Below are 14138 nucleotides of genomic sequence, written 5' to 3'. Positions count from 1 at the left end.
TAATTTTTATCTAATTTGTATAAGTAAAATGTTTAATTTATATACTAACATTAATTTATTTATGCCAACAACGAAAATAAAACAGAATCATCTGTAATTTTAATTTTAAAAAATAACTGCCGCCAAAATTTAAATTTTATTGGCAGCAGTTTAAATATATTCGACTAGTACTTAAATTTTAATTTTAATTATTTTGCGTTTCCTCAGGCGGAGTCATATTACCGTCAGGTCTTTCTCCACCATTCATACCAGGACCTCCTTCTCCGTTCATCTCAGGTCTTTCTCCGCCGTTCATATCACCACCGTTATGTCCTCCAGGCATTCCACCTTCTCCTCCGCTGCCGTATATAAGACTGGTCATTTCTACAGTTTCTGTATCACTTCCTAAGGTAACAGAATATGTGGAACCTTCTTTAATATCAGGTATACTGATTACAACAGAATTATATTGCTTTTCAGGAGTATAGCTTAATATTTCATTCCCATTACTGTCTTTAAGCACTATTTTACCACTTTGCATATTTTCAGTAGTAACCAGCATAGAAGCTTGAGTTGAAGTACTGCCAAAATTTTGTGCCATACCACTTGCACCTGCTGCTACAAATATACCTCCGGTAATTTCAGCGGTTCCGTTATAGTCGAGTGGCCCGTTTCCATTATTTGTCGGTCCTGAAACATAAGTTTCACCGCCGGTTACATAAAGGTTTCCGTTTGAATCTACACCATCACCACTAGCATTTATGTTTATAGTCCCTCCTGTTATTTTGATGTATGCATCTTCATCAGTTTCGAAAGTCCCCTGTCCCGGTCTTCCGTCAGCAGCTGAATCATCATTACCTCCAGCAGCATTAAGCCCATCATCAGATGCCGTTACATCTATTGTTCCTCCATTGAGATCAATACTTTGACCTTCAATTCCTTCATAACTTTTTATAATATTAATACTTCCATCTGCAATAGTTACATTAGAATCCGCATGAATCCCATCGTCTCCTGAAGAGATTTCAAATTTACCGTCATTTATAATAACATCTTCATTAGCGTGAACACTGTCATCAGATGAATCAATGCTAAAATTACCTTCATTTATTGTGATCAATCCATCTGCTTTTACTGCCTTTGCACTTGAAGTTTCATTTGTATCTGCCTCGGTTGATTCAGTAGTCACAGCTGACTCAGTAGTCTTAGTTGTTTCTCCCCATTTGCCCCAGTCAGGACGCATGCCACCTTTATTATCCGTAGAAGCATTTTCACTTCCGCCACCTGTCGTAAGGTTAAAATCACCATCATCTATCTGAACCCAAACTGCCCCATCAATACCATCTGTTTCAGAAGTAATATTATAATTGCCATCTGCTATATATACAAATCCAAGGGTAGTATCATCGGAATTTTCACTATGAATACCATCTTTTCCAGTAGTAACATTAAACTCTCCATCTGCAATACGTACACTGTCTTTGCCTTCTAAACCATGACCGCTTACATTAATCTCATATGTGCCTCCTGTAATAACTAAATCATCTTTTGATGTTATGCCATTGCCATATTCAGAATTTATGGCAAGTGAACCTTCACCATTTATTGTTAAATCATCCTTAGAATATATAACAGCATCTATATTATTATCATCAACAGCGACAAATTCACCACTTGTTGAAAGTATGTTTTCAGAGTTTTCGGCTAAAGTAAGAAAAACCTTATCTGCCTGCTTAACATATATTGGTGCGGAAGATTTATTACCAATTTCCACATTATTTAAAACTATTTGCAGCTTATCATCCTTATCTGCATCTACAATAATTTGTCCATTTGACAAAGAACCTGTCAAAAGATATGTCCCTTCATCAGAAATGGTAATAGTATTTTCACTTATACTTACATTATCACTGTCTGATTCGCTTTCGTCCTCACTTAAATTAATTTTAATACAGTTATCTTCATCATAACTGGCATCCATGTCTCTGTCTGAAAACATTTCTGATACATCTATTTTGTTTGTTTCCGCATTACTCGTATTAGATGTTCCACAGCCTGAGAAACAACTAATAAAAAAGACTATACAAAGAAACAATATTAATATTTTTTTCAATTTCATAATCATACTCCTTATAATTCACCAACTAAACTTGATTGCTTTGCCAATGTAATTTCAAGATTTCCATTTCTGCATCTAATATCATCAATAAAATCTTTTTCTTCATCTTCACTTATTAAGGTTATATCATATATAAGCTTAAACAGACTTCCCATATTAGTTGTTTTTACACTTAAAAGCTCATATTTTGATGTATATTTTTTAAATATATCTTCAAAAACATCTGTATAGTCTAAGTTTTCGGGAATTGTAATTTTCATAGTCCTCTGTGAACTTTTAACATTACCTATACTGCTGATACTGTAAAGTATGCTCACTAAACTTACTATAACTGTGAATATCACAGCAAATCCAAGATATCCCATACCTGTTGCAAGCCCTGCGCTCATAGTAAGAAAAATTGCTCCAATTTCCTTTGCTGTACCGGGAACAGAACGAAATCTTACTAAGCTGAATGCCCCTGCTACAGCTACACCTGCACCTATGTTTCCGTTTACCATCATAATAACCATAGAAACAACTGCCGGAAGAATAGCCAGGGTTACAACGAAACTCTTTGTATATTTAGTTTTGTAAGTATAAGTTAAGGCTATAAACAGCCCTATTAGTAAAGCAACCACAGTGCTTAGGAAAAAGTTTGATACTGTAATTGAAGATGTAATTGAACTGTCATAAAGTCCGGTAAATAAATCACTATGCGACATTTTTAATTCCTCCTAAAGATTTTTGTAACATTAATTGCTTATATGCATTTCCGTATTTTGAAAATGATGTTTTATAAATTTTATTTTCACTAAAGAAATCAAGTAACCAGCTAGGAATACCTAACGCAGTTTTTACTTCTAAAAGTGCCATACCTTGTGGTAGAATATTCTCTCCATAGATACCGTTTGTAAGAGAAAAATCATAATCTCTGAAAAGTATATTTTCATCAAAAGTCATTCTGAAATTTTCATCTGTCTTGCTGAAAAATGCTTCCCGTTCATATGATAAAAATACTGAAGGTTCAATATTATCATAAAGATCCATAAAATAATCAATTTCTCTTGAAATTTGGCTTGGATTATCAAGAGGAAAACCATTCAGCAAATAGTCTACAGCAGCTTGTTCCTTCATACTCATTCGTCTCTTATACACTACTCCTTTATATTTCTTTTTAAGTTCTACAAACACTGTACTGTCTGGTTTTGCTACGCCGTAACTTCTTACTCTTAGCTTTTCTTTGTATTTTGGTTTTTCCAAAGATCTTCTTATAAGAAGTTTATTAGGTGTATCAAAGTAAAGATTACTTATGGTACTTTTCCCGAATTTATCTGGAATCATATAATCCCCCATAATTTTTAATAATTCTTCTTTTTGTTCTTTTGTTATTTGATATTTAAGTTCATATCTTTTAAAAATATTTTGATAACTCATAATCGCGCCTCCCTAAAGGTTTTTTAATTTTGTTTTGTTTATTATAAAAAGCGAACCTAAAACAAACTTAAAAGGTAAAATTATTTTTTTATTCAATAAATATTATTCAATATTATTAAATGTTAAATCCTCTTCAAACCTTGATTTTAAATATGTTAAATGAGTTTTATTCTTATGTATTTTTTATTATTCTCGTAAAATCAAAGTTAAAAAAAAGACCCCTCACAATTTGTTTTAATCATTGTAAAGGGCTTACTTTAAAAATAGTTTAAATTAAAGTTGTACTGTTATAATTAATTTTTTTCCATCCGGACTTTCTGCTGTAATTTTCCCTTTATGCTGCATAACTATAGATTTAGCAACAGATAATCCTATTCCATATCCTCCTTTTTTACTGTTTCTTGAACTGTCGGCTCTATAAAAACGTTCAAATAATATATCATAATTTTGAGAATTTAAATTATAAGCTTCATTCATTGACTGTAAAATATATTTTTTGCCTTGCCTTTTTAAGGATAATACCATTTGACTGTTGTCAGTTGCATATTTTATAGCGTTGTCCAAAAGTATGGAAATAAGTTGTCGAATTGCCTGCTCATTTCCACAATACGATAAATTCTTTTCAACTTTAACTATAAGTTCTTTACTATCAATTTTAGCAATAGTTTTAAATGGTTCAGCAGTTTCAGAAATTGCGTCCGATAAAGAAAAATCTGTTTTTAGCAATTCATTTTTTTCTTCATCCATACGAGTCAGTGAAATCAAACTAGAAATAAGTTCTGACATTCTTCCTATTTGATTATGAATATTTCTTGTCCATTCACTCTCACCATAATCCATTTCAAGAACTTCTGTATTGGTACTAATAATAGCAAGAGGAGTTTTTAATTCATGACTTGCATCAGTAATAAATTGTTTTTGTTTTTCATAGCTTTCAGCAACAGGCGCAATTACCTTTTTAGAAAAGATAAACACTAATATAAAGACTGCCGTTATACCAATCAAACAAATTTCTATACTGTTATATAGAAAAGTATGAAACATTTGAAGGTCTCTGCCACAATCAACAAAGACAATCATATTGCCATAATCTTTTTGTATAATTCTATACTTATAATCTTTTATAAATCCGCTACTTTTTTCCTTTTTTAATACTTGTTTTGCATAATCAATAGCTTCCGTAGTTGTAGCAGAAGAGATTTTCCCAATATCAATAGCCACCGGATCATTATTTTCATCAGTTTTCACAATAAAAAATCTGGTTGTAAAAGGTGCTTCTGGCGACATTTTAGGAGGTAAATCATATTTATCCTTAGAATTGTTTTCTTTGGGGAAATTGCCATTATTCTCTTCAAGTATATTAAGAAGCTCATCGGCATGTGTTACTATTTGAGAATAATTTGAAATATTAATAAAACCGGCAATTACCAAAAGTACTGCAAAAACAACGCCGACAGATAAAATAATAAACTTCTTGCGTAATTTTTCTGCCATCATTTTTCCTCCAATGAATATCCCATATTTCTTGTTGCTTTTATTTGAACTTTATCACTGATTGCAGAAAGTTTTTTTCTAAGATATGAAATATAAACCCAGACCACATTAATTTCTGCTTCACTATCATAACCCCAAATTTTTTCCATAAATCGTTCAGTAGAAATAAGTTGTTTAGGGTTAGTCATTAACATTTCAAGCATTTGAAATTCTTTATTGGCAAGGCGAAATGATCCCTTATCTGATTTCAATTCAAAGTTTGCCCTGTCAAGGGTTATATTGGCAAAAGAAAGTACTGTATTTGTAATTTCCGTTTGCCTTCTTGTCATAGAACGTATTCGGGCAAGTAATTCTTTTGTAGCAAATGGTTTTGTTAAATAATCATCAGCTCCACAATCAAGACCTAAAACCTTATCATTGATTTCAGATTTTGCTGTAAGCAAAATCACAGGAATATTATTACCTTTTTTTCTAATTGTTTTAAGTACAGTTATTCCATCTACTTTAGGCATCATAATATCTAAAATAACACCATCATAGTTTTCAGCTTCTAAGTATTCAAGTGCTTCTTGACCATCATAAACAGCATCAACAGAATAATTGTTATGCTTTAGTATCGCCACAAGAGCATTAGAAAGTTCTATCTCATCTTCACATAATAATAAACGCATAAACACACCTCCTTACGAAAACTATATATATTGTACCTTAAAATTAATTAAAATTACTTAATCAACTTTAAAAAAACATTAATTCAAATATTAATATTATTTTAATATAATTAAGAAATAATATTAATATTTGAGACTATACTACATATAGCCGGTTATATTATAATCCATATGAATACATCTTTAAAAACTTCTTTCATAGTTTATTTATCACATCCTTTATACAAATTCTTAATAAAATAATTTTAAAATTTCTAATATTCTATATACCTTTGATTATAAAATAATCCTTTGATTAATTAAATTAATATATAAATTTACCTATAATAGATATAGAATATAACAATTATACACAAAATATTCCATATGTTAATATATAAATATAATAGATGTCCCAAATAAAGCGGGTAATTACTGAAAGGAGAATTAATTATGACTATAAGTGCAAGAAATCAACTAAAAGGTAAAATTGAATCAATTAAAGAAGGGGCTGTAAATGCAGCTGTTACTTTAAAAACAGAATCAGGAGAAAAAATTACTTCAACTATTTCTTTAGAAGCAGTAAAAGAACTTAAGCTTGAGGCTGGTAAAGATGCAACTGCTATTATTAAAGCTACAGAAGTATTAATAGGTCTTGGCGAACTACAAATCAGTGCAAGGAATAAGCTTGTTGGAGAAGTTGTAAATATTAATGAAGGCCCGGTTAACGCTATTGTTACATTAAAAACAAAGAACGGCGGTAATATATCTTCTACAATCTCTTTAGCTGCTGTAAAAGAACTTGGACTAGCTCAGGGAATAAAAGCTACAGCAATTATTAAAGCAACCTCTGTTATGATTGCAATTTAAAATAAAATTTAATAACGATCAACAAAATACCTTGAATAGATAAATTTTATAGTTATACTGTTCAAGGTATTTTTTATTAATTAGGAAAAATATTATCAAGTAATGATAGCAATATTTAAGATTATTAAATTGCTAACTTTTTAGATAAAATCTTGGGTTTAATAATAGAATCTTTTTTATAAAGGCTCATGACATATCTTTAAAAATTCTTTTATTGTACTGTTAAGATATTTATTTTTATGATAAACAATTGCAAGATGCCTTTTTAAATCCACTTCTTTAAGCTCTAGCTCTTTCAAAGAACCAGCCTCAATATACTTTTTGACAAGCTGAAATGGCAATACTGCAATTCCAAGTTTTTTTTGTGCAGCATTAATCAATGCAGTTGTACTTGTACTTTCCCAAAAAGGAGTAATGAAAAACCCCAATTCATTCATCTTTGTTTCAAACAGCTTTCTTACGCCAGCACCTTTTTCTCTCAACAGCAAATGTTCATTCACAATATCCAATGCAGTTATATTACTTTTATCAAATATGCCATGCTCCGGATGAGCCACAATTACAATCCTATCATTAGAAAAAATTTCTTGAACAATATCAGATTCGGAATTTATTTCTTCAACAAGAGCAAAATCCAATTGATTTTCCCTTAATTTCTTTATTAAATCAGATGTATTATTAACAAATACTCTTATCTCAGAATCAGGATATAGCATATTAAATTTTTCCATATACTTATTTATTAACACAGTACCTACTGTATAATTGGCTCCTATTATCAAATTTTTATTTAAAGAATTCTCCTTTAAGTTATCTTCCAATTCATCAAGGAGCTTGATAATATGTATTGCATATTGATAAACTTTTTTACCTGCTGGAGTAACATATAACTTATGAGATAACCTTTCAAAGAGTATGGTCTCATAGTAGTTTTCAAGCTCTTTTATTGCCTGACTTACGGAAGGTTGTGTCATGAACAATTTATTTGCAGCAGTAGTCATATTGTTTTCATTGTATACTGCAATAAATATTTTCAAATGTCGTATTGTCATAACTATCTCCATTATTCAATCTTTATATTTTATTTTTCAGAGAAATACTCCAATACATCTGCTGCATTGGTAGCAGCCTTAACTTTATGCATTACCATTTCAATCATTCCCTTTTCATTAATAATATAAGTAGTTCTCACAACGCCCATACTTACCTTACCATATATCTTCTTTTCTTTCCAAACATCATAAGCTGTAATAGCCTGCAAATCAGGATCAGAAAGCAAAATAAAAGGCAGATTATATTTTTCTGCAAATTTCTGGTGTGATTTAACACTGTCTTTACTTATACCTATAACAATAATATCTTTAGCTTGAAATTCCTGAAATAATTCAGCAAAACCATTGGCCTGCTTTGTGCATCCTGCAGTATTATCTTTGGAATAAAAATATAGAACTACTTTTTTGCCATAGAAATCAGATAATGAAACTTTTTTTCCATCCTTATCAAGCAATGTAAAGTTTGGTGCTTTTGTATCTTTCTCTAACATTTGATTTCTCCTTTTGTAAACTTTTATACTGTATTCAAGATAAATTCATATACATTATAGCAGGATTTACCAGTAGTATATATGGAAAAGAAATAAAAAAGTGAAATTAATTCTTACTTTTCTTCTTTTTTATATATGTTATCAATGATGTTTTAATTGAAGAATAAACACCTACTGCCGCATTTCCATAAAAAAAAAACATAAAAATCCCAGCGCTAAGATTTCCTCTATGTGCAAAAAAAATTGATATAATAAGACCTATTAAATTGGCAATTGTCGGTACAAAAATACCTGGTACATGAAATAACAATTTAATAACTTGAGTAGCTATTACCACAATGGGAATTGCTATAATGGCATCCCAAAAATTTGTTTGAATAATTGGAAAAGCTTCCATATTTACCTCCTAAAATTATCTTAGAGATATTTTAGGTTAAATGATAATAAAATATTCATAACTATCTTTTCTTTTTATTCCAATTTTACAGCCATTTAATCTTCCCATACAAAGATAATTTTATTGGAAATTTAACTATGTTTTAAAGCATTTTAATATTTCCCCAAAAAATAAAGCCACCTAATTAGGCATAAAAATCTAACCAGGCGGTGTTTATAATATTCATCAATCATTCTTTCATATTTTGCCTTAATTAAATGATTAATTTATAATGTAATTATTAAATTTATATATATCATTTTACAAAATATTATCATTCCAAGTTTTATTTAATATCTTTTCAACAAATATTTTCGCAATCCCAGGATCAAATTGTGTTCCTGCATTATTATAAATTTCTTTAACAGCTTCTTTTTCAGTTAAAGCTTTTCTGTATGGCTGATCATTAATCATGATATCATAACTTTCAGCAACAGCAATAATTCTGGAAGCTAAAGGAATTTCTTCACCTTTTAAACCTTTTGGGTAACCTTTACCATCCCATCTTTCATGATGTGCATATATATTATCAGCTAATTCCAACATACTATATGATGAACTTAAAATTCTATGTCCAATATCGCAATGTCTTTTTATTTCATTTTTTTCTTGTTCAGAAAGTACTTTAGTATTATTAAGTACATTTTTCGCAATGGCAATTTTCCCGATATCATGGAAGATACCTGACATCTCAATCTTATTCAATTTATCACCAAAAATACCCATCATTGTTCCTATATTTTTACACAATTCACCCACTCTCTTTGAATGATGTTTCTCTCTAGGTTCTTTTATATATAAAGAATTAATTATTTTTTTTATAGTTTTACTTCGTAAACTCTCTTTTTCAAGAAGTTTATAATTGTACATATAATCTTCAGCATTTTTAAATATTTTTATTATATCTTCTTCTTTTTTAGTCTTTGTATCCAATCCAAATGAAATACTGATGGTAATATCATTAACATTTTCATATACGCATAGTTGCTTAACTCTATCAATGATTTGCTTTGCTTCTTTTTTATCAGTTCTGGGCAGAAGTATAACAAATTCATCTCCACCCCAACGTGCAATTATATCATCACTTCTGCATGCATTTTTTATAACTTTCGCAACTTTTTTTAAAAGTTCATCTCCTTTATAATGACCAAAAGCATCATTTATTAATTTTAACCCATTTACATCACCCATAATTATGGAAATAGGAAAATTTCTCTCCGTGTCAAGTCGCTTAATTTCTTCCTCATAAAATCTTCTGTTATATAAACCTGTTAATTTATCATTATAACTTAAATAAATAATTTCTTCTTCTACCCTTTTACGCTCAGTTATATCTTGGATGGTACCAATCATTTGAACTGGTTCACCTTGGTTATTGTATTTAAATTCGCCAAGCCCATAAACCCACCGTTCTTTTTTATCATTAAATCTTATTATTTTATACTCACAATCAAATCGAAGTTTATCCGCATCTACTCCAGCTTTATACTTTAATACTTTTGTACGCCATTTTGGATGAATTAACTTTAACCACCCATTCATATTATGAGGATAAGTCTCATCTATACCAAAAATTGTATGTAGCTCCTCTGTACATTTCCATATTCCACTCTTTGTATCTACCACATAACTTCCTAAACGTGCAACTCTTTGGGATTCACGCAGTATGTATTCTCGTTCTTTTAATTCATTGGTAATATTTTTTAGAACTGTAATATCCTTAGAAATACACAAAACCATTTCAATATTGCCCATACTGTCTCTAATTGGTTTTATTGATGTAATCAAATGAATAATACAATCATTTCTATAGTTTTTATGTTCAATAACTTTAGTATTTCCTGTCTCGAATACTTCTTTAATAATCTCTAACCTTTTTTGAACTTCATCTTTAGAATATAAATCATATAAATTTTTTCCTATTATATTTGTTCTTTTTTTATTCAATAAATTTGCATAAACATGATTTACATATATATATTCACCCGTTCTATCTAAACATAATATTGAATCACATGATTTATCTACAAGAGATTTATAAAATAAAAATTTGGATTTAATTTTTTTTTTATTATAATAAACTTTATCCAACTTTTTTTCAAAAGAAATTATCACAATTTTTTCTCCCATTATTATATTTATTTTTTAAGCATTTTTATTTCTAAATCAAAATTTAATTTTTGTGGGTTAATTTATTTTTTAATTCTTTTGACAAAAGTGCAAATTATGAAATCAAAGACTTCAATTTGTACGTATTGGCATATTACTGATCCAGCTGCCAATTATTTATATGCTCTTTTGATATTCCGTCCATATCGCAATGCAATATTCTCCATATAAATGCTGTATAATAAAAAAACCAACAATTGAATTGCCGGTCGGTTGCACCACTAATTCAAAATTCCTAAGGTGCCCATATATAAGGAATTTCTCAATATTTCCAACTTAAAGATATAATTTAAAAATGCTTTTGTAATTATACCATTAAACTAAGATACAGTATTTAATAAAAAATGCTTTTTCGCTATAAATATTCTTAAAAAACACAATTATATCCGTAAAAGTTTAATGTTAAAAAAATAACAATTTCACCCCTTTCTGATTGATATTTTTAACATATATTTTATTGAATTTTTAAATATAATCATTATTGTTTTTAAATAATATCTAAATTTAATTGTTCCTTTATGAAACTATTTTTTATTATTATAGTTCTGATAAGAAACTTTGTCAACATGGTGTGATAAAAATGTTCATAATGGGCACAATTATTACAAATAACTTTTTTTTCATTTAAAATAAAATATCAGGGTTTAAAGCTTTGGGTAAAGGTGGTTTAATTTAATAATGATATTTTCCATGCGATTAAAAGAATTAAGGAATGAAAAGAAATTAACACAGCAACAATTAGCAGAATTGATGAAAGTAGGACGTGCAACTATTGCCGGATATGAAGTTAAAAACAAACAGCCGGACTACGTTAAATTAATTTGGTTAGCTGATTTTTTTGATGTTTCCTTAGATTATATTCTAGGTAGAACAAATATAAAAAAACCACTACCAGAATCTAATCTTTCGGATGACCAAAAAGAATGTTTAACTCTTTTTAACCAATTACCTGCAGATGATAAACGAAAAATAACTGAAATAATCAGAACTTTAGTAAATATGTCTGAAAGTAAAATTGAGTAGAAGGCGGATAATCATTCTATCTGCCTAATTTTTTCTTACAATCATATAACTTATATAATAACTTTTCCAAACCTTTGTACGTACCTTTTTAAGTTATAAAGATATACTTCCATATAATCATTCCATTTATTTAAAGATATAACCTTATACGTCTTATTTTCAATATCCACATAGCTGTCTATTGTAATTGGGGTATCGTTTTTACACAAAATTCTGTCGGTAATATTAATTTCCAAATCATCACCAAATACTATTCTTTTAGAATAAGGTTGAAATTCTGCATAAATAGATTCTATGTAAGAATCTAAATTATGATTCAAATATATTCTTGTTAAAGTATTGTTCAAATTATATATACCTACCTTTTATTTACCTTTTATTGAGTATATTATACCCTTCTTACTTTAATTACATTTTTAAAAATTTTTCTTAATTTTCCTGAAGAAATTTTATATCTTTTTATTTTACAAAAGAGAATATAGTTAGCATTTACTAACTATATTCTTTGAAAAAACGTCTTCTTAGCTTATTAACTTTTTTGGTCTAATATTTTATCATTACCCTAAAGCAACATCTAAAATCATCATAATCAAAAATCCTACCATTACACCCATAGTACCGATATTAGAATGTTCTCCAAGATGAGCCTCAGGAATTAATTCTTCAACAACAACATACATCATGGCTCCTGCAGCAAAAGCCAACAGCCACGGCATAAAAGGAATAATAAGTCCTGCAATTAATACAGTAAAAATCCCAAATATAGGTTCAACAATTCCTGTCATACTACCAATAAAAAAAGATAACCCTGTTGCCATACCCTCTTGTCGCAGTGGGAGAGAGATTGCAGCTCCTTCAGGAAAATTTTGTATTCCAATACCAATAGCCATTGCTATCGCTGACGCATATAAGGCAGAATCACCTGCATGCTGTGCAGCCAGGGCAAATGATAAACCTACTGCCATTCCTTCTGGTATATTATGCAGTGTAACTGCAAGAACCAATAATGAAGTTCTCTTCATAGATGATGAAATGCCTTCTGTTTTATTTACTCCGGGATGAAAATGAGGAATCAGCCTATCCAATCCATATAAAAATATGACGCCAAGTATAAAACCACCAGCAGCTGGGATCCATCCAATCTGTCCATTGGCTTCGGCTTCCTCGATGGCAGGAATCAAAAGGCTCCAAACAGATGCTGCAATCATTACACCAGCAGCAAAGCCAAGAAAGATTTTTTGTATTTGATTATTCATATTTTTACGAAACAAAAATACCATAGCAGAACCTAAAGTTGTCATTAAAAAAGTAAAGCCAGTTCCACTCATTGCCCATAATAAAGGCTCCATTATTCTTACACCTCTTCTCATATTTATTTTTTATATATTACAATATTCACGACTAGTTAGTATATGCTAACTTAGTATAATACATTATCATTCTAATGTAAACTTGTCAATAAATCCTCTTATTTTTTTAACTAACATCTCCATAAATTGGCAGATAAATAAATATTTTTTATTTGTTAAGAAACATTATTCAAATAGCATACTAAATGCACATTGAATCAACATTACTGCCAATATAATATTAATAACATGGAAATGCTTTTCATAAGCCTGTCTGAATAATTTACCAAGTAAAATCCATGTTAGCGTAGCAATGGTTCCAACAGTGGCAATTATAAGTTCAAATAATATCAACATTTCAAGTGAAGATTTATATGGGACAACATATCCTGACAAGGCTGTCACTCCAAAAAAATATATTTTTACATTTACAAGCTGAAGAATAAAACCTTTGAAAAAAGAGGCACTTTTTTGTTCTTCCGATTTTATCGGTTTACTTATTGCTATATGAAAAGAAAGATATATTATATAGGCTGCTCCTAAGTATTTCATAGCAAACATTACTGGATTCATTAATTCATTTAATCCAAAAACAAAAACCGCACATATAATCTGTACAACATAATATCCTGTAAAAATACCTAAAAATAAATTAATACCTTTAGACCAGCCATAGTTCGTCACAGTATTTAATGCAAGTATATTTCCTGGACCTGGAGTAAAAGCATTAATTAGAACATATATAAGAAATGCAATAATAGCATGTGTACTCATTATAAATCACCTCTTTTTTGGTAATTTACAAAAAATATTTCTATATATTTAACATTTTTATTCCTTAAAAATAAATGTTTTCCTTTATATTTCATAGCCTGTATGCCCCCTACGATGTATTTTTTTAATACCACACAACTGTTCTTGTGCTATTGAAAGCATACCACAACGTTTTCGTTATAGAGTAACACTAATTTTATATATCATGCTATAGATTCTCTCTATTATAATATATTACACCTATCTATAACATCTCATACTCAAATGGAATTACTTAAATATAAAATAACTTCTGTACTTTATATAAAAAGGAAAT

14 protein-coding genes and 1 riboswitch are annotated in these 14138 nt (G+C 29.3%); of the genes, 2 read left to right on the top strand and 12 right to left on the bottom strand.

The window, feature by feature from the left end:
• Window positions 1-184: 184 nt before the first annotated feature.
• The 5 genes from K292_RS16125 to K292_RS0105620 form a co-directional block, all read right to left on the bottom strand.
• Window positions 185-2098 carry a carbohydrate-binding domain-containing protein gene (locus K292_RS16125; RefSeq protein WP_051280402.1) on the bottom strand — a complete coding sequence of 638 codons (1914 nt, stop codon included), beginning with the start codon at window positions 2096-2098 and terminating at the stop codon, window positions 185-187.
• A gap of 11 nt (window positions 2099-2109) precedes the next feature.
• Entirely contained in the window at window positions 2110-2802 is a 693-nt protein-coding gene (locus K292_RS0105635; protein ID WP_027399020.1) for a DUF4956 domain-containing protein, read from the bottom strand.
• A complete protein-coding gene (locus tag K292_RS0105630) occupies window positions 2792-3514 on the bottom strand; it encodes a polyphosphate polymerase domain-containing protein (RefSeq protein WP_027399019.1) in 723 nt (240 codons plus the stop codon). The genes K292_RS0105635 and K292_RS0105630 overlap by 11 nt, the downstream gene beginning before the upstream one ends.
• A gap of 273 nt (window positions 3515-3787) precedes the next feature.
• Window positions 3788-5008 carry a sensor histidine kinase gene (locus tag K292_RS0105625; protein ID WP_027399018.1) on the bottom strand — a complete coding sequence of 407 codons (1221 nt, stop codon included), beginning with the start codon at window positions 5006-5008 and terminating at the stop codon, window positions 3788-3790.
• Window positions 5008-5679 (bottom strand): response regulator transcription factor, encoded by a 672-nt coding sequence (locus K292_RS0105620; RefSeq protein ID WP_027399017.1) that lies wholly within the window; start codon window positions 5677-5679, stop codon window positions 5008-5010. Before K292_RS0105620 ends, K292_RS0105625 begins: the two co-directional genes overlap by 1 nt.
• A gap of 432 nt (window positions 5680-6111) precedes the next feature.
• Here K292_RS0105620 and K292_RS0105615 point away from each other — a divergent pair, with 432 nt between their 5' ends.
• Window positions 6112-6528, top strand: coding sequence for a TOBE domain-containing protein (locus tag K292_RS0105615; protein WP_027399016.1), 417 nt, complete (start codon window positions 6112-6114; stop codon window positions 6526-6528).
• A 176-nt stretch (window positions 6529-6704) separates the two neighbouring features.
• Here the strand turns inward: K292_RS0105615 and K292_RS0105610 are convergent, their stop codons facing one another.
• From K292_RS0105610 to K292_RS16120, 4 genes are all read right to left on the bottom strand, one after another.
• Window positions 6705-7580: a LysR family transcriptional regulator gene (locus K292_RS0105610; protein ID WP_027399015.1), complete on the bottom strand. Its 876-nt coding sequence runs from the start codon at window positions 7578-7580 to the stop codon at window positions 6705-6707.
• 29 nt (window positions 7581-7609) lie between these two features.
• On the bottom strand, window positions 7610-8071 hold the full coding sequence (bcp, locus tag K292_RS0105605) for a thioredoxin-dependent thiol peroxidase (RefSeq protein ID WP_027399014.1): 462 nt from the start codon (window positions 8069-8071) through the stop codon (window positions 7610-7612).
• A 106-nt stretch (window positions 8072-8177) separates the two neighbouring features.
• Window positions 8178-8468, bottom strand: a complete 291-nt coding sequence (locus K292_RS0105600) for a hypothetical protein (protein ID WP_027399013.1) — start codon at window positions 8466-8468, stop codon at window positions 8178-8180.
• Window positions 8469-8768: 300 nt separating this feature from the next.
• Window positions 8769-10622: a diguanylate cyclase gene (locus K292_RS16120; protein WP_051280400.1), complete on the bottom strand. Its 1854-nt coding sequence runs from the start codon at window positions 10620-10622 to the stop codon at window positions 8769-8771.
• 252 nt (window positions 10623-10874) lie between these two features.
• A riboswitch (cyclic di-GMP riboswitch) is annotated at window positions 10875-10958 on the bottom strand.
• 396 nt (window positions 10959-11354) lie between these two features.
• Between K292_RS16120 and K292_RS16115 the strand changes: the two genes are divergently transcribed.
• On the top strand, window positions 11355-11699 hold the full coding sequence (locus K292_RS16115; RefSeq protein ID WP_051280398.1) for a helix-turn-helix domain-containing protein: 345 nt from the start codon (window positions 11355-11357) through the stop codon (window positions 11697-11699).
• A 50-nt stretch (window positions 11700-11749) separates the two neighbouring features.
• Here K292_RS16115 and K292_RS0105585 read toward each other — a convergent pair whose 3' ends face one another.
• The 3 genes from K292_RS0105585 to K292_RS0105575 all read right to left on the bottom strand — a co-directional run bounded on the left by K292_RS0105585 (window position 11750) and on the right by K292_RS0105575 (window position 13822).
• Complete coding sequence (locus K292_RS0105585) at window positions 11750-12046, bottom strand: hypothetical protein (RefSeq protein ID WP_027399012.1); 297 nt, start codon at window positions 12044-12046, stop codon at window positions 11750-11752.
• A 210-nt stretch (window positions 12047-12256) separates the two neighbouring features.
• Window positions 12257-13048 carry a ZIP family metal transporter gene (locus K292_RS0105580; RefSeq protein WP_027399011.1) on the bottom strand — a complete coding sequence of 264 codons (792 nt, stop codon included), beginning with the start codon at window positions 13046-13048 and terminating at the stop codon, window positions 12257-12259.
• 186 nt (window positions 13049-13234) lie between these two features.
• Window positions 13235-13822, bottom strand: a complete 588-nt coding sequence (locus K292_RS0105575; protein ID WP_027399010.1) for a LysE family transporter — start codon at window positions 13820-13822, stop codon at window positions 13235-13237.
• Between the last annotated feature and the right edge of the window lie 316 nt (window positions 13823-14138).

Origin of the sequence: Anaerovorax odorimutans DSM 5092, from assembly GCF_000426305.1 — a bacterium.
GTDB lineage: Bacteria > Bacillota > Clostridia > Peptostreptococcales > Anaerovoracaceae > Anaerovorax > Anaerovorax odorimutans.
Note: the sequence above shows the minus strand (reverse complement) of the source record. Positions and strands in the feature narration are given on the sequence as shown.